Origin of the sequence: Mucilaginibacter sp. RCC_168 (assembly GCF_041355315.1) — a bacterium.
GTDB lineage: Bacteria > Bacteroidota > Bacteroidia > Sphingobacteriales > Sphingobacteriaceae > Mucilaginibacter.
The window spans coordinates 25,348-45,268 of sequence record NZ_JBFUPN010000030.1 but is presented as its reverse complement, the minus strand read 5'-3'; the positions used below and the strand labels follow the sequence as shown (position 1 = coordinate 45,268).

26 protein-coding genes are annotated in these 19,921 nt (G+C 43.7%); 23 read left to right on the top strand and 3 right to left on the bottom strand.

The annotated features are described in order from the left end of the window. Positions 1 to 92 precede the first annotated feature (92 nt). From AB6735_RS24450 to AB6735_RS24380, 15 genes are all read left to right on the top strand, one after another. Complete coding sequence (locus AB6735_RS24450; protein ID WP_370998780.1) at positions 93 to 620, top strand: hypothetical protein; 528 nt, start codon at positions 93 to 95, stop codon at positions 618 to 620. 103 nt (positions 621 to 723) lie between these two features. Then, entirely contained in the window at positions 724 to 1,068 is a 345-nt protein-coding gene (locus AB6735_RS24445; RefSeq protein ID WP_370998779.1) for a DUF4134 domain-containing protein, read from the top strand. A gap of 101 nt (positions 1,069 to 1,169) precedes the next feature. Continuing rightward, a complete protein-coding gene (locus AB6735_RS24440) occupies positions 1,170 to 1,496 on the top strand; it encodes a DUF4133 domain-containing protein (protein WP_370998777.1) in 327 nt (108 codons plus the stop codon). Beyond that, entirely contained in the window at positions 1,493 to 3,958 is a 2,466-nt protein-coding gene (locus AB6735_RS24435) for a TraG family conjugative transposon ATPase (RefSeq protein ID WP_370998775.1), read from the top strand. Before AB6735_RS24440 ends, AB6735_RS24435 begins: the two co-directional genes overlap by 4 nt. Before the next feature lie 70 nt (positions 3,959 to 4,028). Then, positions 4,029 to 4,406 (top strand): hypothetical protein, encoded by a 378-nt coding sequence (locus AB6735_RS24430; RefSeq protein WP_370998774.1) that lies wholly within the window; start codon positions 4,029 to 4,031, stop codon positions 4,404 to 4,406. Between the two features lie 63 nt (positions 4,407 to 4,469). Beyond that, entirely contained in the window at positions 4,470 to 5,162 is a 693-nt protein-coding gene (locus AB6735_RS24425) for a conjugal transfer protein TraI (protein WP_370998773.1), read from the top strand. Next, positions 5,149 to 5,826 carry a hypothetical protein gene (locus AB6735_RS24420; RefSeq protein ID WP_370998771.1) on the top strand — a complete coding sequence of 226 codons (678 nt, stop codon included), beginning with the start codon at positions 5,149 to 5,151 and terminating at the stop codon, positions 5,824 to 5,826. The genes AB6735_RS24425 and AB6735_RS24420 overlap by 14 nt, the downstream gene beginning before the upstream one ends. Then, the gene (locus AB6735_RS24415) at positions 5,783 to 6,484 is read left to right on the top strand and encodes a TerB family tellurite resistance protein (RefSeq protein ID WP_370998769.1); all 702 of its coding nucleotides are present in this window, start codon (positions 5,783 to 5,785) and stop codon (positions 6,482 to 6,484) included. The genes AB6735_RS24420 and AB6735_RS24415 overlap by 44 nt, the downstream gene beginning before the upstream one ends. A gap of 6 nt (positions 6,485 to 6,490) precedes the next feature. Continuing rightward, the gene (gene traJ / locus AB6735_RS24410) at positions 6,491 to 7,699 is read left to right on the top strand and encodes a conjugative transposon protein TraJ (protein ID WP_370998767.1); all 1,209 of its coding nucleotides are present in this window, start codon (positions 6,491 to 6,493) and stop codon (positions 7,697 to 7,699) included. Positions 7,700 to 7,754: 55 nt separating this feature from the next. Then, positions 7,755 to 8,381 carry a conjugative transposon protein TraK gene (gene traK / locus AB6735_RS24405; protein ID WP_370998766.1) on the top strand — a complete coding sequence of 209 codons (627 nt, stop codon included), beginning with the start codon at positions 7,755 to 7,757 and terminating at the stop codon, positions 8,379 to 8,381. Continuing rightward, on the top strand, positions 8,378 to 8,599 hold the full coding sequence (locus tag AB6735_RS24400) for a hypothetical protein (RefSeq protein WP_370998765.1): 222 nt from the start codon (positions 8,378 to 8,380) through the stop codon (positions 8,597 to 8,599). The genes traK and AB6735_RS24400 overlap by 4 nt, the downstream gene beginning before the upstream one ends. Before the next feature lie 32 nt (positions 8,600 to 8,631). Continuing rightward, a complete protein-coding gene (gene traM, locus AB6735_RS24395) occupies positions 8,632 to 9,690 on the top strand; it encodes a conjugative transposon protein TraM (RefSeq protein ID WP_370998763.1) in 1,059 nt (352 codons plus the stop codon). Position 9,691: 1 nt separating this feature from the next. After that, on the top strand, positions 9,692 to 10,771 hold the full coding sequence (locus AB6735_RS24390) for a hypothetical protein (RefSeq protein ID WP_370998762.1): 1,080 nt from the start codon (positions 9,692 to 9,694) through the stop codon (positions 10,769 to 10,771). A 32-nt stretch (positions 10,772 to 10,803) separates the two neighbouring features. After that, positions 10,804 to 11,802, top strand: coding sequence for a hypothetical protein (locus AB6735_RS24385; RefSeq protein WP_370998760.1), 999 nt, complete (start codon positions 10,804 to 10,806; stop codon positions 11,800 to 11,802). A 61-nt stretch (positions 11,803 to 11,863) separates the two neighbouring features. After that, positions 11,864 to 12,046, top strand: a complete 183-nt coding sequence (locus AB6735_RS24380; protein ID WP_370998759.1) for a histone H1 — start codon at positions 11,864 to 11,866, stop codon at positions 12,044 to 12,046. A 98-nt stretch (positions 12,047 to 12,144) separates the two neighbouring features. On the opposite strand, the gene AB6735_RS24375 is transcribed toward AB6735_RS24380, so the two are convergent. Together AB6735_RS24375 and AB6735_RS24370 are read right to left on the bottom strand one after the other, a co-directional pair. Continuing rightward, complete coding sequence (locus tag AB6735_RS24375; protein ID WP_370998757.1) at positions 12,145 to 12,693, bottom strand: hypothetical protein; 549 nt, start codon at positions 12,691 to 12,693, stop codon at positions 12,145 to 12,147. A 9-nt stretch (positions 12,694 to 12,702) separates the two neighbouring features. Continuing rightward, entirely contained in the window at positions 12,703 to 13,542 is an 840-nt protein-coding gene (locus tag AB6735_RS24370) for a GTPase domain-containing protein (protein ID WP_370998755.1), read from the bottom strand. A 183-nt stretch (positions 13,543 to 13,725) separates the two neighbouring features. Here AB6735_RS24370 and AB6735_RS24365 point away from each other — a divergent pair, with 183 nt between their 5' ends. From AB6735_RS24365 to AB6735_RS24330, 8 genes are all read left to right on the top strand, one after another. Then, entirely contained in the window at positions 13,726 to 14,046 is a 321-nt protein-coding gene (locus AB6735_RS24365; protein WP_370998754.1) for a hypothetical protein, read from the top strand. Between the two features lie 65 nt (positions 14,047 to 14,111). After that, the gene (locus AB6735_RS24360) at positions 14,112 to 14,678 is read left to right on the top strand and encodes a hypothetical protein (RefSeq protein WP_370998753.1); all 567 of its coding nucleotides are present in this window, start codon (positions 14,112 to 14,114) and stop codon (positions 14,676 to 14,678) included. Positions 14,679 to 14,742: 64 nt separating this feature from the next. Next, complete coding sequence (locus tag AB6735_RS24355) at positions 14,743 to 14,877, top strand: hypothetical protein (protein WP_370998751.1); 135 nt, start codon at positions 14,743 to 14,745, stop codon at positions 14,875 to 14,877. 11 nt (positions 14,878 to 14,888) lie between these two features. After that, positions 14,889 to 15,095: a hypothetical protein gene (locus tag AB6735_RS24350; RefSeq protein ID WP_370998750.1), complete on the top strand. Its 207-nt coding sequence runs from the start codon at positions 14,889 to 14,891 to the stop codon at positions 15,093 to 15,095. Further along, positions 15,073 to 16,104, top strand: a complete 1,032-nt coding sequence (locus tag AB6735_RS24345) for a DUF932 domain-containing protein (RefSeq protein ID WP_370998748.1) — start codon at positions 15,073 to 15,075, stop codon at positions 16,102 to 16,104. Before AB6735_RS24350 ends, AB6735_RS24345 begins: the two co-directional genes overlap by 23 nt. 55 nt (positions 16,105 to 16,159) lie before the next feature. Further along, positions 16,160 to 16,402 carry a hypothetical protein gene (locus tag AB6735_RS24340; RefSeq protein WP_370998747.1) on the top strand — a complete coding sequence of 81 codons (243 nt, stop codon included), beginning with the start codon at positions 16,160 to 16,162 and terminating at the stop codon, positions 16,400 to 16,402. 832 nt (positions 16,403 to 17,234) lie between these two features. After that, entirely contained in the window at positions 17,235 to 18,011 is a 777-nt protein-coding gene (locus AB6735_RS24335; RefSeq protein ID WP_370998745.1) for an SOS response-associated peptidase, read from the top strand. Further along, positions 18,008 to 18,784 (top strand): hypothetical protein, encoded by a 777-nt coding sequence (locus AB6735_RS24330; protein WP_370998743.1) that lies wholly within the window; start codon positions 18,008 to 18,010, stop codon positions 18,782 to 18,784. The genes AB6735_RS24335 and AB6735_RS24330 overlap by 4 nt, the downstream gene beginning before the upstream one ends. On the opposite strand, the gene AB6735_RS24325 is transcribed toward AB6735_RS24330, so the two are convergent. Then, positions 18,781 to 19,911 carry a GNAT family N-acetyltransferase gene (locus AB6735_RS24325; RefSeq protein ID WP_370998742.1) on the bottom strand — a complete coding sequence of 377 codons (1,131 nt, stop codon included), beginning with the start codon at positions 19,909 to 19,911 and terminating at the stop codon, positions 18,781 to 18,783. The genes AB6735_RS24330 and AB6735_RS24325 overlap by 4 nt on opposite strands. Positions 19,912 to 19,921 lie beyond the last annotated feature (10 nt).

Here is a 19,921-nt window from a genome sequence, read left to right as displayed (position 1 = left end):
CTAAAAAGCCCCCAATCAAAAAACAGGTTTCTCCCAACCTTTGATCCATCATCCCGGCACAATTTCGTGCCGGGTTAAAACAAAAATATTTTATGTTACAAGCATTCACATGGCAACAATTCCTGATTGCCGCACTGATCTTCAGCCTGGTCTGGCTGTTGGTCGTCTTCCTTGTCTTTTACCGGAAAGCGGTCTTTAAACTTTTATCCGGTGATTCGAAAGTAGAGCCTTTGAAACATGCCTGGCAGGATGATTTTGAGCAGCCAGCTGATGATGACCTCATGGGTAAAACGGTTCAGCCCGATGGTGTAAACATTTTAGGGCAGGATGATTTCGGGTTTGCGCCAAAAGATTTGCCGGAACAGGCTGAAGTTGATTCCGGCGAGGTTCTTCAAACTGAACTATTCGATCTGATGGAAAATGTCAAGCCTTTGTTTGAAGCACCGGAACTGGACAAGGCAGGTTTGATCGAGGCAGTCAATGAGGAAGTTCGCCATTACCCGAAACTAATGAATAGTCCTTTACTGGAAACTTTTTACCTGTTGGTGGCCGAGCAGGTATTGGAATCAGGTGCACTGGATTTTAACCTGAAGCCAGCGGAGTTACAGGCAGCGCTTTAATTGATGATTTGACAAGCAGGTAAGCTTTTGATTTTCAGAATCCTTCACGAGAAAAGACCGCATGGTGCGGCCTGTAAGGAAACGAAAACAAAAATGATACTGCATGAAAAAAATTGTAAAGAAAACGGATAAGAAAGTCCTGGCCAAATGGTGGCTGTTATCGGTAACCCTGTGCGTGTACAATATGCTTTGCAGCATATCGCTGTACGCTGCGGATGGTGCGGCTGGGATCGATGAGGCGACCAATAAGGTCAAAGGTTATTTTGATTCAGGCTGTAACCTGATGTATGCCATCGGCGCGGTCGTCGGATTAGTCGGTGCTGTAAAGGTATTCAACAAGTGGAATGCAGGCGAGCCGGATACCAACAAGGTAGCGGCAGCCTGGTTTGGCTCCTGTATCTTTTTAGTCGTGGTTGCTACAGTACTCAAATCCTTCTTCGGGATATAAGCAGGGTTTAGAAATTAACAGGTCAGGACGGGCGAAGCGTAAAGACGTAACAAGAATGGCAGAGCCGTTTCGTCCGTCCATAACCTTAAAACAACAAAATTATGAGTTCAGTATATCAAATAAATAAAGGCATTAACAAACCCATAGAATTTCGCGGTTTGTACGGTCAATACATTGCCTGGTTGGCTATAGGACTGGTCGTACTCCTGCTTACTTTTGTGGCACTCTATCTCTTAGGTGCAGGCTTGCTGATTACCGTTCCGCTGGTATTTGTATTGGGCGGCGGCCTGATCTTCACCGTGTTCCGGTTATCCAAACGTTTTGGCGTGCATGGCCTGGAAAAATTTATTGCGAAGCGCGGTCTTCCAAAATATGTCAGGTTCAAATCGAGACGGGTATTTATCATGTTGAGAAAGGCGGGCAAATGATCGACATCGAAAAAATACTACCCATCTGGAAAGTGGAGAACGGTACGCTGATTTCTATGCAGGGTGACAAGACCATTGGTTATGAGGTCAGTTTGCCGGAATTTGGCACGCAATCAGCCCAGGACTTTGAAGCCGGGCACCAGGCATTTGTAAAGGCTATGCGGGTATTCCAGCCGGGAACGATCTTTCATAAGATGGATTGGTTCACAAAGGCGGTCGTTAAAGCGGATGCGAAGCTGGCCGGTGAAAGTTTACTGGGGGCTGCATCTGAACGGCATTTTGCGGGCAGGCCTTATTTAGACCATCGCTGTTATATCTTTTTAACGCAGCAGCCTGCGGGTCGGAAACTATCCAGTTCGGCTTATTCAAATATCCTGCGTAAATCCATCGCCCCGATTGAGGTAAAAGACGAGCGCCTGTTTCAACACTTTTTATCGACCTGCGGGCAGTTCGAGCGGATATTGACCGACAGTGGTTTGATCAGTTTAAAACGACTGAATGATGATGGGCTGGCTGGTACAGCTAACAAGTCGGGAATCATTGAGCAATATTGCTTTTTATTAAACCCAGGGCAGCAGCCGATCATTAGAGATATTCATATCAAAGACGAAATACGGGTTGGTGACAAGCATGTGGAGCTTTACACACTGGCTGATGCGGAAGACCTGCCCGCGCTTTGTGGCAGTCGGATCAACTATGATAAATATTCTACTGACCGCACGAAGTACAGTATTGGCTTTGCTTCACCACTTGGGCAATTCCTGAACTGTAATCACATCTATAACCAGTTTGTGTTCATTGGTGATGCGCAGAAGACCATCAAAGCTTTGGAAGCGAAGAAATTAAGGTTGCAGTCGCTGTCTGCCTATTCCCGTGAAAATGCGATCTCTCGCGATGCCTGTAATGATTTCCTAAATGAGGCGATCGGGCAACAGCGCTTGCCCGTCAAGACCCATTTCAATGTACTGGCCTGGGCAGATAATTCGGAAGAACTGGCAGAACTGAAAAACAAGGTCGGTTCGGCAATGGCGCAAATGGATGCGGTATGCAAACAGGAAACAGACGGCGCCCCGCAGGTATGGTTCGCAGGTATGCCGGGCAATGAGGCTGATTTTCCCATGAATGATACGTTTGATACGTTCGCGGAACAGGCCGCCTGTTTCCTGAACCTGGAGGGCATGAGCCGGTCGGATGGTTCAGGTTTACGTTTAGGCGACCGGAGTTATGGCAGGCCGGTTTACATAGACCTGTTCAATGCGCCGATGAAGACCGGCTTAATTACCAACAGGAACCTGTTTGTCTGCGGTTCCAGTGGTGCAGGTAAATCGCTTGCCATGAACCACCTGCTGCGCAGCCTGTATGACGAAGGTACGCATTGTGTAACCATTGATATCGGCGGCAGTTACAAGGGCTTATGTGATGCAGTTGGCGGCTATTATTTTACTTATACCGAAGATAACCCGATCCGCATTAATCCTTTTTACATCGGCACGGATGATGTGCTGGACGTGGAGAAAAAGGAAAGCCTGAAAACCTTGCTTTTAGCCTTGTGGAAGAAAGACAGTGATAATTATACCCGTTCGGAATATGTGGCGATCTCCGGTGCCATTAATCTATACTATGAGCATTTAGCGGCTAATCCCGATGTCTTTCCAGGCTTTAATTCCTTCTATGATTTCCTGCTATCGGAATACATGGAGGTACTGCAAAACGGCGATGTAAAGGAGAAAGATTTTGATTTGGGGAACTTTGCGTATGTCTTAAACCCTTACTACAAAGGCGGTGAATTTGATTACCTGCTAAACGCCACAGAAAACCTTGACCTGTTGAACGAGCGCTTTATTGTGTTCGAGTTGGATAACATCAAAAGCCACGAGATTTTATTCCCGGTGGTGACCATCATTATTATGGAAATGTTCATTTCCAAGATGCGGAAACTGAAGGGTAAGCGCAAGATTTTGGCAATTGATGAAGCCTGGGTAGCAATTGCCAAGTCCGGTATGGCCCATTTTATCAAATTTTTGTACAAAACCATTAGGAAGTTCAACGGGATTACAGCTCTCATTACCCAGGAGGTCGAGGATTTGATCAGTTCGCCAATCATCAAAGAAACGGTCATCAATCTTTCCGATACCAAACTGCTGCTGGACATGCGGAAGTTCATGAACAAGTTTGATAAGATCCAGGAAGTATTAGGTTTATCAGACAAGGCAAAAACGATGCTGCTGTCCCTTAATAAGGCAAACGAAGATGGCAAAAACTACCGAGAAATTTTTGTAGATCAGGGCGGACAGTCTATGCACGTTTACCGTAACGAACTCTGTTTAGAGGAATATTTAACCTATACAACAGAGGAAAAAGAGAAAATGAAAGTTACGGAATACGCCGCAAGGTTCGGCGATATCCACAAGGGGATCGCCGCCCTCGCGGCTGACATCCGGCTTGGTACAAATGTATTATAAGTACTTAAAAACCATCAATATGAAAACCCCGAAGGGCTCTTCATATCCTTTAAAAGACAAATTATAGACTATGAAAAAGCAAATCAATTCATCATTAATCCTTTTGGCTGTAGCAGCCCTATCGTCTGGTGCCTGCAAAAGCGGTCCTTCTTCGGATAACATCGTAGGAACTTATGTGAACGATGCACAAAGCGAAGCCAGTATAGCGCATGATACGCTGGTGGTGGAACACAGCAAGGACAATACCTACCTGCTCCACCGCAAGACGGGTTTTCAAATGGTTGTAAATGGCAAGCCCGGTAAGCACCTTTTTGAAACCGAAGAATGGACAGCTGTTTTAGACCCGAAAACGAGTGTATTAATCGAAAGCGGTAAAGGCAAGGTGATCGCCTTTCCTGACTCTGACAGCATGACCGTTGGTAAGCGCATATACCGGCGGTTGAAGTAACCATATTATTTACCCAATAAGCGCCTGCCTTTCTTTCCGCAGGCGCTTATATAACCTATTTATATGCAAAAAAAATTAAGAACCTATATGGTTGTATTGCCGCTTAGTGCCATGACTATCCTGGTTGCGCTCCCCTCCGGGGCGAATGCGCAGATCGCGATAGCAGAAGTCATCAAGGCAGGGATCAAAAAAGTCATTAAGGCCATTGACCTCAAAGTTCAGCGTCTACAAAACCAGACCATCTGGCTGCAAAATGCACAGAAAACAGTGGAGAACGAGCTGTCCAGATTAAAACTCAACGAGATATCCGACTTGACGGAGAAACAGAGGCAATTGTACGCCACTTATTATGATGAGTTAGTAAAAGTAAAATCCATGATCTCCACTTACCAGCGTATCAAGGACCTGGCTGAAACGCAAACCGCAATTGTGAAGGAATACAACTGGACAATGGCTTTGTTCAATAAGGACAAGCATTTTACGCCTGAAGAACTCACGCAGATGGAAAGCGTGTACAAAGGCATTTTGGAAGAAAGCATCAAGAATTTGGATCAGATCTTTATCGTGATCAATTCTTTCAAAACGCAAATGACCGATGCCAAGCGGATGGAATTGATCAACGAGGCAGCGGGTAAAATGGACACAAATTACAGTGATCTCCGGGAGTTCAACAACCAGAACATTACGCTCAGTATCCAGCGGTCGAGGTCACAAATGGAGGTTAAACAAGTCAAGCAAATGTATGAGATCAATTAGTGTAGAGCCGAAAGCTAAAGGCGGAAAGCTTAAAGATTTTTTATTGGGTTTGTGCTGCTTTTGGTTTTGTGCTTTCAGCTTTCAGCCTGTTCAGGCGCAAACTTTCGCCGAGTGGTTTAAGCAAGACAGGACACAAAAGAAATATCTGATCCAGCAGATCGCAGCTTTGCAGGTGTATATCACTTTCCTGCAAAAGGGTTACAACGTTGTGCATTCTGGCCTCAATACCATAAAGGACATTACTAACGGGGAGTTTCATCTGCATGATCTGTACATCAGTTCCTTAAAGCAGGTCAATCCCGTGATCCTTGATGATAAGCGCATCGATGAAATTGTAGGCATGCAAGAGTATATCGGCCAGGCATTTGATAGGATCAATAACAGCGCTGTGTTGTCCACAGACCATAACGCTTATGTACGGTCAGTCAGGAATAAAATTATATCGGAATGCGATGCAGATATGGACGAGCTGCTATTGGTTATCACCTCCGGTAAGGTAGAAATGACGGACGATGAGCGGATTGAAAGGCTAAACAAGGTGTACCTCAGTATGCAGGATAAAACCGCTTTTACGCAGAACTTCTGTAATCAAGCGGCATTATTGATCCGGCAACGAACTGATGAACTGGAATCTATCAAACGGACAGGGAGGTATTATGAATAAGCTAAAGACACAAAGGTTAAAGCAGAAAGCTTTGCTGGTATTTACGATATGCTTTGGGCTTTCTGCTCTTAGTATTAATCCTGCCGCCGCACAGTCAGATGAAATACAACAATTGCTACTGAACGTGGAGAAGTTGGCGCAGTTTAAAAGCATTCTTTCGGATATGAAGAAAGGCTATACCATATTAAGTACCGGCTATAACTCCGTGAAGAACATCGCCCAGGGCAATTTTTCCTTGCATGAAGCATTTTTGGATGGCTTGTGGCTAGTCAGCTCCGAGGTACGGAAGTACGGGCGGATAGTGGATATCATTAATGAGCAGGCCGCTTTGGTTTCCGAATATAAGGCAGCTTACAGAAGATTCAATTCCGGCGGGAATTTCACGGTATCAGAATTGAATTATTTGAGTAAGATTTACAGCCAGCTGCTCAAAGAAAGCCTGGAAAATCTCGATCAGCTGGCCATGGTCATTACGGCCAATAAAATGCGAATGTCTGATGATGAGCGCTTACAGGCTATTGACTACATTTATGCGGATACGGATAATAAGCTGGTCTTCCTGCGATCCTTTAACCGCCAAACGAGCGTACTCAACTTCCAACGGCAGCGTGAAAAAGCCGATGTGACAGGTGTGAAAAATTATTACAATTTAAAGTAAACAATTATGTATAGATCAATTTTAACAGCCGCATTTTTTGCGGTGCTGGCTATGCTTTTGCCTAATAATTTATTTGCCGAGGGTATTGCTGATACTATCGGCGGGATGCAACCGGTGCTGGATAACGTCTATAACGAGATGATCCCGCTTTGTGGTAAACTCATTGGCGTGGCGCAGGGGCTGGCGGGCTTTGGTGCTTTATGGTATATCGCTTCCCGTGTTTGGCGGCAGATCGCCAATGCGGAGCCAATCGACTTTTATCCCTTACTGCGGCCATTTGCTTTAGGGTTGGCGATCATCGCCTTTCAAAAATTGGTTATCCCGGTAATGAATGGGATTTTACAACCAGTGGTTACGGCTACGGGTGCAATAGTAAGCGGTAGCAATGATGCGGTAATGGCTTTACTAAAAAAGAAGGATGAGGCCGTAAAAAACAGCGAGCAATGGAAAATGTATGTCGGTGAAACAGGCAGTGGTGATGCGAACAAGTGGTACAAATACACCCACCCAAAAGACCCAAACCGCGAGGATGAAAGTATGTTCGAGGGAATAGGCAATGATATCAAGTTCTGGGCCGATAAGAATTATTACAATTTCCGCAATTCTATCAAGGAATGGTTATCGGAAGTATTGCAGGTACTATTCGCAGCAGCAGCTTTATGTATCAATACCATACGCACTTTTTACCTCATTGTCCTGGCCATATTGGGGCCGCTCGTTTTCGGCTTCGCTGTTTACGATGGTTTCCAGCAAACGTTATCGGTATGGCTGGCCCGCTATGTCAATGTGTTTATGTGGCTGCCGGTAGCTAATATCTTCAGTGCCATCTTAGGAAAGATCCAGGAAAATATGCTCAAGATCGACATTAGCCAGATCGGTCAGCAGGGCGATACTTTTTTTTCAGTCAATGATAGCGCTTACATGATATTTATGGTCATTGGTATTGTGGGGTATTTTACGGTGCCGAATGTGGCGAACTATATCGTCCATGCGGGCGGCGGCAATGCGTTGTTACAAAAGGTGACCAGTATTGTTTCGGGCGCCACTTCGGCAGCGGCACAATACAGTAAAGCCGGAGGTTTGGCCGCTGGTGGGCAAATGGCAAGAGGCGTTTCCAACATCCTACACGCACCTTTTGATGTGGTAGACGGCTATAATACCGCTGGAAAAAGCGGCGGCAGCGATTACCAGCACGATAAGTTAGCCAGCAAGTAAATAACAGAATTATTAACCATTTAAAAATTCCCCCTTGGGGAGGTAGGGGGGTATTATGTTTAAACAACTCAAAAATATAGATACCGCATTTCAGCATATCAAACGGTTCAGCCTTTTTTTGATCGCTGCCAATGTGCTGATCCTATGCTTTTGCATCTGGAAAAGCTACAGTTTAGTTGATGAAGCGCAAAACCGGGTATATATCCTGTATAACGGCAAAGTACTGGAAGCATTAGCATCCGACCGAAAAATGAACCTGCCCGTCGAGCTGCGGGACCACATTAAGACCTTTCATCAGTACTTTTTCAACCTGTCGCCGGATGAAAAAGCTATCCAAGCCGGGATTACCAAAGCTTTATACCTGGCGGATGAAAGCGCAAAGCAGGCTTATGATAATTTGCGGGAACAGGGCTACTACAATAACCTGATCTCTGCCAATATCTCGCAGGAAATTACGGTGGACAGCATCAACGTGGATGTGAACCGTAACCCCTATAGCTTCACTTGTTATGCCACCGAAAAACTGGTGCGGTCAAGCAGTACCGTATTCCGCAAACTGGTCACGCAGGGCGAAGTCAGGGATATTAAAACCCAGACCGATAATAACCCGCATGGCTTTTTGATCCAGCATTGGGAAACCCTGGTCAATTCGAACATTGACCCTAAAGCGGTAAAGCCATGAGAATATTCAGGAGACGAGAGCGGGTTTTAAGCGCGAAACAGGAACAAGCAGCGGCAAAAATAGCAGGCGGCATACTCAAAGGACAACGCCAGGCAGCGGACTACTTGAACCGCAAAACGGCGCACCTATCCGGCAAAGCAAGGCTTTGCCTGCTTATCCTGTTTTGCGCTGCATTCGGGGCTTATTGTCTGTTCCTGCTCATCCATGCATTCAGTTAACCAAATTATTTACTTTTTAAAACACAAAATCAATGACACAAAACAAAAGAGTGGACAAGCGAACGATGTTTTTATTCTTATTGCTGCCGGTATTATTATTCGGTGCGCTCATCTTTTACGCGCTTGGCGGCGGCAAAAAAGCTTCGGCGGGTACTGCTGCAACAAAGGGTATCAATACTGAACTGCCGGGAGCGCAGTTTAAAAAAACGGAGCCAACCGATAAAATGGACATTTATAATCGGGCAGACCGGGATTCGGTGCATTCTGGTAGCAATGCGATTGCCGATGTGGCAGGCCGTTTGAGTTTCAACCCCGACAATGACCCGCAAACCAAACAGATCCAATCAAAGTTGGCCGCTATCCATCAGCAGATCAGTGCACCCGTAGCACCTACGATAACAGGGTATGCACCTGCTCCGCAGGCAGCAAACCAGCAGGACATGTCAAAAGATGTGGCGCGTTTGGAAGCCCTGATGAAAACTATGCAACAAAATAACAGTGGTGAAGATCCTGAAATGAAGCAGCTGAACAGTATGATGGATAAGATTCTGCAAATTCAAGACCCGGAACTGGTCAAGCAAACTTTGAAAAAGGACGTTCCAGTGGTTTCGGATAGTTTATTTAAGGCTATACCTGCTGTGATTGCCCGTGACCAGAAAGTAAGCGAGGGTGCGGTCGTCGAATTACGTTTAATGGATACCATTACGATGAACGGGCAGGTCATTCCCAAAGGGCACCTGATTTATGGGCTGGCCTCCATCAGCAACCAACGCCTGAATTTAGAGATCAAAAACATTGGCCTGGGTACGGCCATTATCCCGGTTAACCTGACCGTGTTTGATAAAACAGATGCGATGATCGGTATCAATGCACCCGAGGCCGAATTGAGCGGCGCGGTAGGTACTGGTAGTAGTAATGCCCTTCAAAGTATGCAATTTCTCAGCATGGATCAATCTTTAGGCGTACAGGCCGCCGGGGCGGGTATTGAGGCGGCTAAAGGGATGTTTTCTAAAAAAATCAGGCGCATTAAGGTGAAACTGAAGACAGGTTATCCTTTACTCTTGCGGGATAACACTAAAAAGGCGCACTGATATGGCTGGGAAAATCAACCGCGCGAACCAGCTTTGGCAAAACTGGCAGGATAAGCACAGGCTATTGGAAGGGATGTTTTCAGGCGGGAAGTTGTCTGATCCCCATTTCAGCAGGCAGAAATATGATTTCCTGCAAAAGGGCATTACCCGTATTTCCGTAAATCCTACTCCGGATGAAAAGATCGTGCTGGGCCTGCTGAAAGGCGTGACCGCTAAACTGGAAAAGGAACTATATCCCAACAGGTTGGTGCGGTTCGCCATACGGCTTAAACACAGGCTTTATGATCAGCCCCGGTATTTAAGGCAGCAGGCCGCATTACGTGCGGAAAATTTGGAATTACTGGCAGTCTATATGGACGCGAAAGGCTTTGGCTCCTTTTCAGGTAAACTGGAAAACTACCTGGATTACGAACGGGATAAGGTTAACATTGAACTGTCAACCCAGTTGAGTGGCAGTGAACGGCTGGATGTGATGCTCCATTTGGAGAAAGACGGGTCGGGACGTTACCAATTGCCCAGGTTCACAGCGGGTATCGTGGACAGGGATGCACCGGAGCGGAAAAGGGAATATACTTTCGAGGATAAGGGCGTGACAGATATTCAAACAGCAGCCAACCTGTTAGCAGGCAGACCTGTATTTTCTATCCGGCAGCAGCAACTGGAGCAGAACTTTGATTATACCTGGTTACAATTAGAGTTTAACCCTCAGGAAAATGGTAAAGGCACATTGCAGGAATACCGGCATAACTACGGCTTTGACCCGGACACCTGTTTAAAGGAGCTGGCCAGAGCGACCAATATCCCAGCCATTGCCGATGAAAAAGTGCTGTCCCATATAGAGAAAGGCAATGTCATTTCCTTTAAATGTCCGACTACTGGGGAGGCGCTGTTTCTTCAGGCCAATCCTGGTGATAAAAATATCCTGATCCGGGATACCGATCAAAAGCCGGTCACTGTAGATACCTTGGTTCAAAGGCAACAGGCGGTAAAAAAGCGGGATTTGGTTAACAAGCAAAAATTGAGCAGAAAGCGGGTACCGGATAAAAAGCAGGAAATGGGAATTTCGCTTAGCATCGTATAAATCATTCATTATTAAACAGTAAACAAAAAGCAATGAACAGAAATAATCTGGATAATTTGAGAGGCGAATTAAAGGGCCTCGGCTTTGATGAAAAATACATCAAGGACATGGAAACCCACATGGAGAAGAACCTCCCGGATTTTAAACTAAAAGGGCAACTACCCTCAGACAAAGGGCAACTGGATGTAACGCTCCATTTCAGGCAAAGCGGCCAGTCGGACTACTATTATTTCAATCGGTACGACCTGGCTTTAAGCAAAGCCAAACCATTGGAGAACGAGCAGAAGTACCTGGTCATCTCTCCCGGTGAAAAAGATAAAAGTATCTTTAAAAAGTTCGATAGCCCGGTTGAGGCCATTGACTTCTTTAAATCACAAACCGGCAAAAGTGAACTGGCCGTTGGGAAGCCAACTGATAAAGACCTGCAATTCAAGACCACCCTGGCGACCATGAAAGACGGCAAAGTTGATTATGTGGTCAAAGATTTTCAGCAGACCTATTACAGTTCTGCTGTCACCAATTCATTTTACGTGCAAAAGGGCGAGGGGTTTCCGGTGACGCAAGCCGCCAATTTGCTGCAAGGCCGTTCGGCTTACCGCGAAGATCTGGTCAACCGGACCTCCGGGGAACAATATAAAGCCTGGTCAGTATTCTTGTTTGATAAACCCAAAGATAAATACGGGAATTTCCAGGTGAAGCAATTCAGCGAGGGTTATGGTTATGACCTGAACAAAGTGCTTGGGGAATACAAGATTAAGCTGGATGCAGATCCTAAGAAACAAGAACACCTATTGACCGATTTGAAAAATGGCAACAGGCCGGTTGTTACTGTGGAGGGTAAAGACGGGAAAGACGTTATACTGCGGATCGAAGCTGTTCCTCGTTATGGCAACATCAATTTTTACCAGGTACATAACGACGCACCTTTAAAACGGGAGGATTTCCTGAAAGTACCGAAACTGGAAAAAGATTTGTCCAAAGGTACCGGCAAGGATAAGAGCCAGACTGAAAGCCATGAAATGAGCGTGTAATCGCCGTTTTGAACTTAATTAATCAATTTTTTATACATTCACTCTTTTAAAATCATTTATTATGTCAACATTTCAAAAATTAAAAGACTTAGTTGCTGCTACAGAAGCTGATGCTATTGCATTTCACGAGAAAAATAACAAAGCCGCAGGAACACGCCTCCGTAAAGCTTATCAGGAAATTAAGGTATTGGCACAAGCTGGCCGTACAGAAGTAACAGAACTAAAGAATAAAGAAAGTAAGTAAGTTTATTAACAAACTGTTTTGGGAAAAAGGCTGGCGGAGATTCCGTCAGCCTTTTATTTATTCGACCCATGCTTAGTGCCACTAAAATTAAGAATTGGTTATTTTTTAAGATTTTGCCACCAAAAGTAATAGATTACAGTTAGTACAATTATTATGGCGTAGCTGATTAAAACAGCGATCATGGTCCTTTTGGTCTTTAATCGTCTTTGATCAATTAAGGAACATTCCAATATGATAGCACTAATCAATAACTCCACTTCAGCAACATCGCGATTGTTTATTTCGACCTTGATTACGCTGATTATATCATCTAACAGGCCTCCAACCCGCTGTATATCTCTGTTATGTCCGCTTCCAACCCAGGCAAAACGATAAGCTGATCTTCTGCCATCGCTTTCCATTTCTATATCGAACGATTTGCCGCTTTCAACCATGTTTAACTGCCGTACAGGTCCCGAAAGAGAACTTAAAAGTGAATTATTATTGGGTATATATTCCGAAGTCTTTTGCCTGAAATTTGCCAGACCAATTAGATCCAGGCCAGCATGAACACTTTTGATCAAAATGACATCTTTCCCTTTAAAAGGTCCTATTAGAACAAACTCAATAGGAGAATTGTCAAACGTAATGGGTTCGTATAAGATCATTTCCAATAATTAGTTATTCTTTAAACTTCTTTTTAATACTTCCATAAACTTGTTAACGTCACCGGTTCGCTCGTTGGAATGAGGATGCATGTCTACGTGGTCTGCAAGGTTACTTCCCTGCCATTTAACAAGCTCACTTTTACAAAAATCATCAAACTTGGCCTGCTGTATTGTACTTGCATTCCCCCAAAGATCATGTTTATTAATTAAGATTTCAATCCAGTTTTTACGAGGTAGCCTTTCCTCTGACAGCATATTTCTTACTTGGTCTAGAAAATCAGTGTTTTGCTGAATTCTATCGGACGAAAGCTTAATATCAATATCCGATATGTTGTGATCAATGACAATACATATATAATCCGCCTGCTTAGCAATTTCAAACTGTTGATAGAATTTTTCTCCTGCTCCATCGATAACTGCTAAGTATTTTGGTGGCGAATCCGGGATAGCGACAATTTGAGCAGAAAGTAGTTGAGTTCGTTGCCTGGTGCGTGCCTCAAAAGCAAGGTTAGTCTTTAAAGTCGTTTTACCCGCACTTTCAGGCCCGACAATAGCCAGTTTTTTTATCGGTGGGTATATGTTGCTTAACTCACGCAAATTAAAGCTTATACCTACGACACTTTCAGCATTAATGAACTTAGCGGGAATAGCTTTATACCCTGCGTAAGCAAAAGTTAAGGCCGTAATCACTGCACCTGCACCACTTGTTACCAAACCAACCGTTCCGGCCATGATAGTCATTCCAGCTATAGACATGGCTGCTCCACCAAATCCAGTTACCCCTGCAACACTATTAAGCTCCTCTTTGAATTTCTGCGGCCACAAATTCCACGGTCTCTTTTTAGGCATAGGCTATTAGGTTCTATAATTTAACATGTAAATATAGTACTATAAAAAAACAAAGACATCTTGAGATATCCCCTTTAATGTTTGAATCTGTCCACATTCGCCTTATTTTTTAATTCTTTAAAAATATAAACCGATGTAAATCTATCTTAATGCCGTAATATAAGTCACTTATTAAGTCTTCTATTGAGAGCAGCTCCAGCAGCTCATTTCGTTCCCCCTTTTCAGCAGCTTCGCTACCTTTTAAAAGATCATGCGTTTGGTCCTTGCCTACGCACCACTCAAACCACAAGCTCTTTTTTTGCCACTGATAAAGATTTTCTGATGATTGATCAAACTGAATTTAGGCTGTTTGCGCAAAAAGTTCTGATCCGCAGGGCTGCCAGCCAAGGCCAAGCCCTGCGGGTTTGCCAAAAAAAATCTCCACACCTCCGCTGCGCTCCGGGTAGTATTTTTTTCGGCAAAGCCTTGTCTATCACCCCTGCTCCATCAGGTGAGGTTGCTTAACAAAAAGCCGGAAATGGCTCCTGCCGAATGGTAGTAGGCAGGGTGGAACTTAAGAACCATAAAAAATGGAAACTAATGCAAAAAACAACAACGGAGCAGTTAAAGGAATTAACACCGTTAAAGCGGACAAAAAAACACAGTTTGTAGCAGGTAACCCCGTAAACAAGGTATCGGTAAAAACCGATGAAAAAGAAGAACTGAACACCGCCAAACCCGAAACGGTAAAACCTGCTGAACCTGCACAGGAACAGCCAAAAGCAGAAACATTACAAGCAAGAGCCTCACAGGCAGAGCAACCCAAAGAAGTGGTTAAAATTGCACCTACTAAACCAGTCTTAAATTTAGATGAAACCATTAAGCTACTGGAAACCCTGCATGTAAAAAAGGTACAAAGGGATAAGCTTTTAGCAACCATCAACAATTTGGAAGCCTTTAACGTGGATTTGGAAAAAGAAGCGGACGAAACTGGTGGTAATTATTATCAGGGCTGCGCATTAAAGATTATGGATGACGACCGCAGGGAATTTATTACTAAAAACCCGGTTATCATTCAGGCCGTGGCACAGTTCGTTAATGCGCTTTGTGTGGATAAACTGGCAGAAATTGAAGCAGGTATTATTATCCCTGCCTAATTCACAATACCCCTGCCATCATTTGGCAGGGGTATTTATTCCCACCACCATAAATTAAAAAATCATGTTAGACGCATTCAGAGATTTTTTAGATCAGATTTATTACGAGGGCTATGCCGTAGAATTTGAAGAAGAAAACCCCACAGCTTTTTACCAGCAACTGGAAAAATTTAAAGCTAATCATACCCTAAAAACATAAATATAATCAAGATGAAATACGAAACCCTTTTTATCATGGTCCGTGTGGCAGTCCACGCCGACCATACCAGTATCGCCGAAATTGTTAACGAACTGGAAACACAGTCAAAATTGAGTTTAACAGATACCGCAAACGTCAATATACTGGAAACTGAAATATTAGTATCAAGAGTAAGGAACATTAAAAATATCAATCATGGCACACAATCTAAATTATAACGAGCAAACAGGGAAATACAGTTTTATGAGCGTGAATGTGCCCGCATGGCATAATCTCGGGCAGATCATCACGCATTATCCGACAAGTGCAGAAGCTATACAGTTTGCAGGGCTTGACTTTGAAGTAGCTAAACGCCCGAATATCCACACCCTACCAAGTGGTAACAGCATTGTATCAGATAACAGTTTTTATACTTTCCGTACCGATAACGAGGCGGTATTAGGCGACAAAATTGGCAAAGACTATAATGTGGTACAGAACATTGATGCCTTTAGCTTTTTTGACAGTATTGTTGGCGGTAAAGATGGTATCAAATATGAAACTGCCGGGGCATTGGGCAATGCGGAAATTATATTTATCACCGCCAAGTTGCCTGAATACATCCGTGTGGGGAGGGAAGATTTAATATCTCAATACCTGTTTTTAACTTCATCACATGATGGTTCGGGCAGTATCAATATTGCCTTTACGCCAATAAGGGTTTGCTGTAACAACACCCTTAATGCAGCCTTAAAAAACAATTCGGGTATTCTGAAAATACGCCATACCGCCAGTGCGACCGATAAATTAAAACAGGCGCATAAGCTGTTAGGGATTTCTAATATGCTGTCTGTGGAAATGGAAGCCATCTATAACCGATGGGCAAGGGTACGCATCACCGATCCCGAATTAAAACGGCTCATTCAAATGGCCATGGCGCCGAATAAGGAAGTACTGGAAAAACTGCGTACAGCTCAGGAAGATGGACTTTCGACCACTTATAACAATATCATTAATAACGTTTACGAGTACAGCCAGCAAAGCCCAACCCAACAACTGGAAACTACCAAAGGGACGGTTTTTGGGGCATTTAATTCAATCACGGGGTATTATCAAAACGTGCGCAACTTCAAAACCGAAGAAAGCAAATTTAAATCTATCATGGCAGGAACAGCCCTAACAAGAGCGCAAACGGCTTTTGACCTCTGTATGGATTTTACCAAAATCGGCGCAAACGCCCTCAATTGATCGCAAGGGGGATTTTATCCCCCTTGCTTTTACCGTTCCACTAATCAGCAAAACCATGACAGTATTATTTCTTCATATCAACCATTCAAACTACCACAGAATCCTGCTTTTAGTATTAGGCTTATGCATTCGCTACCAAATCGGCAGGCGCAGGTTTAACCGCAGGAGTATTACTGGTATACAACTATATAGCAGTTATTTTAAAGGCGTAGTAACCACCATTTTAGAGACCCTACTAAACCTGTTGGGGGCATTGTGTATTATGATAGCAATTATTACCATTATAATCCATCTGTAACCACTTTTCAATTAAAAGTTGAAAAGGTTGTAAACGACCGACAGCACCGTTATGACCGCCCAAATCCCAGGCGGCCCTTACGGGCATCAAGTGTTTTACAAGCGTTCGAAAAGTTATCGAAAATCTTGCGTATTTTAACTTCAATCAAGAATACCTAGAAACCTAATAAATGAGCTCTACGTGGGTATTCCGAAGCCATTAACCATCTCATTCCGGAAATAGCATACAGTTGATCCGTAACACTTTGACCATCCTAATTTGTTTATTATCAATTGCGATTTACCTAACTGACTACACAACTCGGTGCTCCAAAGCGCACGGAACGGCCAGGTCAAGCCTCGCGGAACGTTCAAAATACCACGAAATGATCCGTTTCGCATCTCCTTCAGGAACTTCGTATTGGGCTATGTGATTTCTTGCAGCCGCCTGGCCATTGAGGTATCGATCCAATTCAACCGTTTTCTTCATATTAAATCCCTACTATTATCAGTGAATCAAATTTACTTAATTTGCATGCATGCGAGAACTGGAGCCACCTTTTCAAATTCAAAGTGATGGGATAACTATATCGATTACGGAGCACAGTGTTTCCGGGGATCGGATATTCCACCTTGTCTTTTCCGATAACAGGAAAGCGCTGAATATTAGCGTTGCAGAAAAACGGCCATCTGGCGAAAAGTTTTGGACCTCGGTGCCGCAAGGCAGGCAAACTGAGGCCGAACAATTCGGCAAATTAATTGCTAACTTTATACGTAATAAACTAAAGGGCTAAAAAGATGTGCTATTATAATGGTCAAAGGTTACAAGAGCTGAATATATACGCCTCAAACAAATGGAACGGGCGGTAAAGAACTTCAACTTTCTAGATAAAGGTGTGATCAGCGGGTTTACAGATACACCGGTAGCTGTGATTGTAGCTACTCCTTATAGAAATAATTTTGACGTCGTTCAGATGGAGTGGGGTTTTATACCCAACTACTTAAATAACCGAGAAGAGGTACGTCGTATGCGTACTGGTTACAAAGATGCGAACGGGAAATGGATACAGGGCCAGCCCCAGCTAAATGCAAAATCTGAAAATCTTTTTGTAAGTGAGCGGAGTGGCCGGAGATCAATGTTTTATGATGCGGCGAAGAATCACAGGTGCCTTATCCTCTCAACAGATTATTTTGATTGGCGTCACATATATAGAACAAACAAAAAAACAGGAGAAAAATTAAAAACACCGGACAAATATCCGTACTATGTTAGCCTTCCTGAGCATGAATATTTTTTCACCGCCGGTATATGGAATCCGTGGACAGACAGGGAAACGGGCGAAATGGTGAATACGGTCGCAATGGTAACTGCAGTCGCGAATCCACTTACAAAGGAAGTCCACAATTCGAAGGAGCGCATGCCAGCTATCCTTAACGATGATCTTGCCTGGCGCTGGATCAGTGAAGACTTGACCGATGAGGAAATCTTGCAAATTGCCGCTACCCAATATCCTTATCAGGAGATGGCTGCTTGTAGCGTTGCCAGTGATTTCTTAGGAAAACCTGACCCGACTGAACCATTCACTTATGCGAATTTGCCTGCACTGGAATTGAACATTGAACCCTCATGAGTGGATTGACTGATGCGGAATTGATGGTGTTATCATCAGTCCAGATATACCAAACTCGCCCAGGTGAAGACAGAGCTATCGGTTTTGGTTCAGGTTTTAAAGCAGTATATCGTGATCGCCTTTTTTTTATTTCAGTTGCTCATGTAACTGACAAGGGCGATTTAGATAATTACCTTGAAACAAACATATACGATAAAGATAAAAGAGCCTGGATATGGAAAAAAATCGGCGGCTTCTGTTATTTTAGTTTGATCGAAGGCAGCGAGGTGACAGTGCCTGAAGATTTATTAAAATTGCTTGAAAATGAAAAAGAAGAACGGCTCGACATATGTTTTACTGAATTGAAATCTGACTTCCCCTTAATACAACTACCGATTGATTTTGAGTATTTTACGATTGAAAAAACTGAAAAAATCACACTTAATCTTGATTATGTCGCAATACCTAATCTTAATGAGCGATATGGATTTTATGGCAAAGTGCGACATAACCCAGGCCCACGCGTTCATGAATCACAGCCAACTTTAAAACATTCGCTCGAGTTTCAGTGCAAATTAGGTGATTTTTATATTTTGCTTGCCCCTGAAATTATCCGAGATGAGTATGATTATAAGGGGTGTAGCGGAGCACCGGTATTGGATTCTCAAGAAAATTTAGTTGGCGTTGCAAGCGCAGTTAAACCTGATACCAAAATAATTTATGTATTCTCCATTCAACGATGTAAACAACTCATTGACTATGCTATAGAAATGGGAATGTTGGATACAGATTAGTCCTCTAAAGGGTCAGAAGCATCCGCCTGAAAATTGCGATCAGGCAAGTAGTCTTCAAGACGGCGGTGACGAAAACGCGTAAAGTTTGGCCAGTTATAGATAAACATGGGCTTTTCCTTCAGCCATTCCTCTGCTTTTTTCCATGCATCTTCTTCCCTAATGAAATTTTTCCGAGTATAAAGTTTCTGTTCATCATCGGAGGCAGGATCTTGCAACAGATGCCCATACTCATGAGCAATTGACCAGATAATTGTTATTGGGTCAGGCCGGCTTTTCAAGCTGATGTTTACCGTGTGGTGTCCCAAAAAAGAGGAATGACTGCATCCTTCATGGCGATCATGAAAGTCTATAGATCCTTTTTTTAAAATAATCGCAGTGAATAAGTCAATGATTAGCTTCCGGTGGGGTGTAAGTTCAGGGATTGCCCGTACGATATAACGCCACTTAACCAACAGTATCTTTTCTGCATCGTTTTTTTCATCCTTTATTGCTTGGAGTAGTTCGGCATCCGGTACGGGTTCTACATAAACGGGCAAGCGGTAAAGGTCGTGGCCGTAATGGTTTTCAGCGGTGGTGACTATTTCGGCGCTCAGGCTTTCTATTAACAACTGGGATTTTTCATTATCGTGACCTACTTCAAAATAGACCTCTTTTAAGCCGGCCTCCGTTGCATATTGGTATACTTGGTTTAAGGCGGCCCTGGCTATGCCTTGCTTTCTGTAATCACGATGGACGGCAATATCAATAGTAAACGGCGCTTGTACCTTTTCGCGCCATTCCCGCCTTTTGACTTGCCCATCCGTTTCAATCTCAATGTCCACATTTGTATCATCTGCTTTTTTTTGTTCCAGCTTTTGAAGGGTTTTAAAAATCGAATGGCTTTTTTTCAGGGAGGCAAAGCCCACGAGTACGCCACCAGCATTGAAAATGCCCCAGTATTGAACGAAAGGAATATCGGTGTTTAAGCCGTTGAATTTGGAGAGGATCACTTCTTCTTCGTCATTAAATTCGGCGTAATACGCTTTGATCTCTGTATCACCGACCATTGCTATAAAAGCTTCTGCATCTTTGGGTTGGAAGTTGAGCAGTTTAATCTCAGGTGTGGCTTTTGCGTTTGTTGCATTCATGGGCTGCAAA

Bases quoted from the DNA above. Each gene is read 5' to 3' on its own strand.
- AB6735_RS24355 (WP_370998751.1), top strand. From the start codon at position 14,743: ATGTTAGACGCATTCAGAGATTTTTTAGATCAGATTTATTACGAGGGC.
- AB6735_RS24370 (WP_370998755.1), bottom strand. From the start codon at position 13,542: ATGCCTAAAAAGAGACCGTGGAATTTGTGGCCGCAGAAATTCAAAGAG.
- AB6735_RS24335 (WP_370998745.1), top strand. From the start codon at position 17,235: ATGGAACGGGCGGTAAAGAACTTCAACTTTCTAGATAAAGGTGTGATC.
- AB6735_RS24345 (WP_370998748.1), top strand. From the start codon at position 15,073: ATGGCACACAATCTAAATTATAACGAGCAAACAGGGAAATACAGTTTT.
- AB6735_RS24325 (WP_370998742.1), bottom strand. From the start codon at position 19,911: ATGAATGCAACAAACGCAAAAGCCACACCTGAGATTAAACTGCTCAAC.
- AB6735_RS24340 (WP_370998747.1), top strand. From the start codon at position 16,160: ATGACAGTATTATTTCTTCATATCAACCATTCAAACTACCACAGAATC.
- AB6735_RS24385 (WP_370998760.1), top strand. From the start codon at position 10,804: ATGAACAGAAATAATCTGGATAATTTGAGAGGCGAATTAAAGGGCCTC.
- traM (WP_370998763.1), top strand. From the start codon at position 8,632: ATGACACAAAACAAAAGAGTGGACAAGCGAACGATGTTTTTATTCTTA.
- AB6735_RS24430 (WP_370998774.1), top strand. From the start codon at position 4,029: ATGAAAAAGCAAATCAATTCATCATTAATCCTTTTGGCTGTAGCAGCC.
- AB6735_RS24440 (WP_370998777.1), top strand. From the start codon at position 1,170: ATGAGTTCAGTATATCAAATAAATAAAGGCATTAACAAACCCATAGAA.
- AB6735_RS24380 (WP_370998759.1), top strand. From the start codon at position 11,864: ATGTCAACATTTCAAAAATTAAAAGACTTAGTTGCTGCTACAGAAGCT.
- AB6735_RS24350 (WP_370998750.1), top strand. From the start codon at position 14,889: ATGAAATACGAAACCCTTTTTATCATGGTCCGTGTGGCAGTCCACGCC.
- AB6735_RS24330 (WP_370998743.1), top strand. From the start codon at position 18,008: ATGAGTGGATTGACTGATGCGGAATTGATGGTGTTATCATCAGTCCAG.
- AB6735_RS24390 (WP_370998762.1), top strand. From the start codon at position 9,692: ATGGCTGGGAAAATCAACCGCGCGAACCAGCTTTGGCAAAACTGGCAG.
- AB6735_RS24425 (WP_370998773.1), top strand. From the start codon at position 4,470: ATGCAAAAAAAATTAAGAACCTATATGGTTGTATTGCCGCTTAGTGCC.
- AB6735_RS24450 (WP_370998780.1), top strand. From the start codon at position 93: ATGTTACAAGCATTCACATGGCAACAATTCCTGATTGCCGCACTGATC.
- traK (WP_370998766.1), top strand. From the start codon at position 7,755: ATGTTTAAACAACTCAAAAATATAGATACCGCATTTCAGCATATCAAA.
- AB6735_RS24415 (WP_370998769.1), top strand. From the start codon at position 5,783: ATGAACTGGAATCTATCAAACGGACAGGGAGGTATTATGAATAAGCTA.
- AB6735_RS24435 (WP_370998775.1), top strand. From the start codon at position 1,493: ATGATCGACATCGAAAAAATACTACCCATCTGGAAAGTGGAGAACGGT.
- AB6735_RS24445 (WP_370998779.1), top strand. From the start codon at position 724: ATGAAAAAAATTGTAAAGAAAACGGATAAGAAAGTCCTGGCCAAATGG.
- AB6735_RS24375 (WP_370998757.1), bottom strand. From the start codon at position 12,693: ATGATCTTATACGAACCCATTACGTTTGACAATTCTCCTATTGAGTTT.
- AB6735_RS24400 (WP_370998765.1), top strand. From the start codon at position 8,378: ATGAGAATATTCAGGAGACGAGAGCGGGTTTTAAGCGCGAAACAGGAA.
- traJ (WP_370998767.1), top strand. From the start codon at position 6,491: ATGTATAGATCAATTTTAACAGCCGCATTTTTTGCGGTGCTGGCTATG.
- AB6735_RS24360 (WP_370998753.1), top strand. From the start codon at position 14,112: ATGGAAACTAATGCAAAAAACAACAACGGAGCAGTTAAAGGAATTAAC.
- AB6735_RS24420 (WP_370998771.1), top strand. From the start codon at position 5,149: ATGAGATCAATTAGTGTAGAGCCGAAAGCTAAAGGCGGAAAGCTTAAA.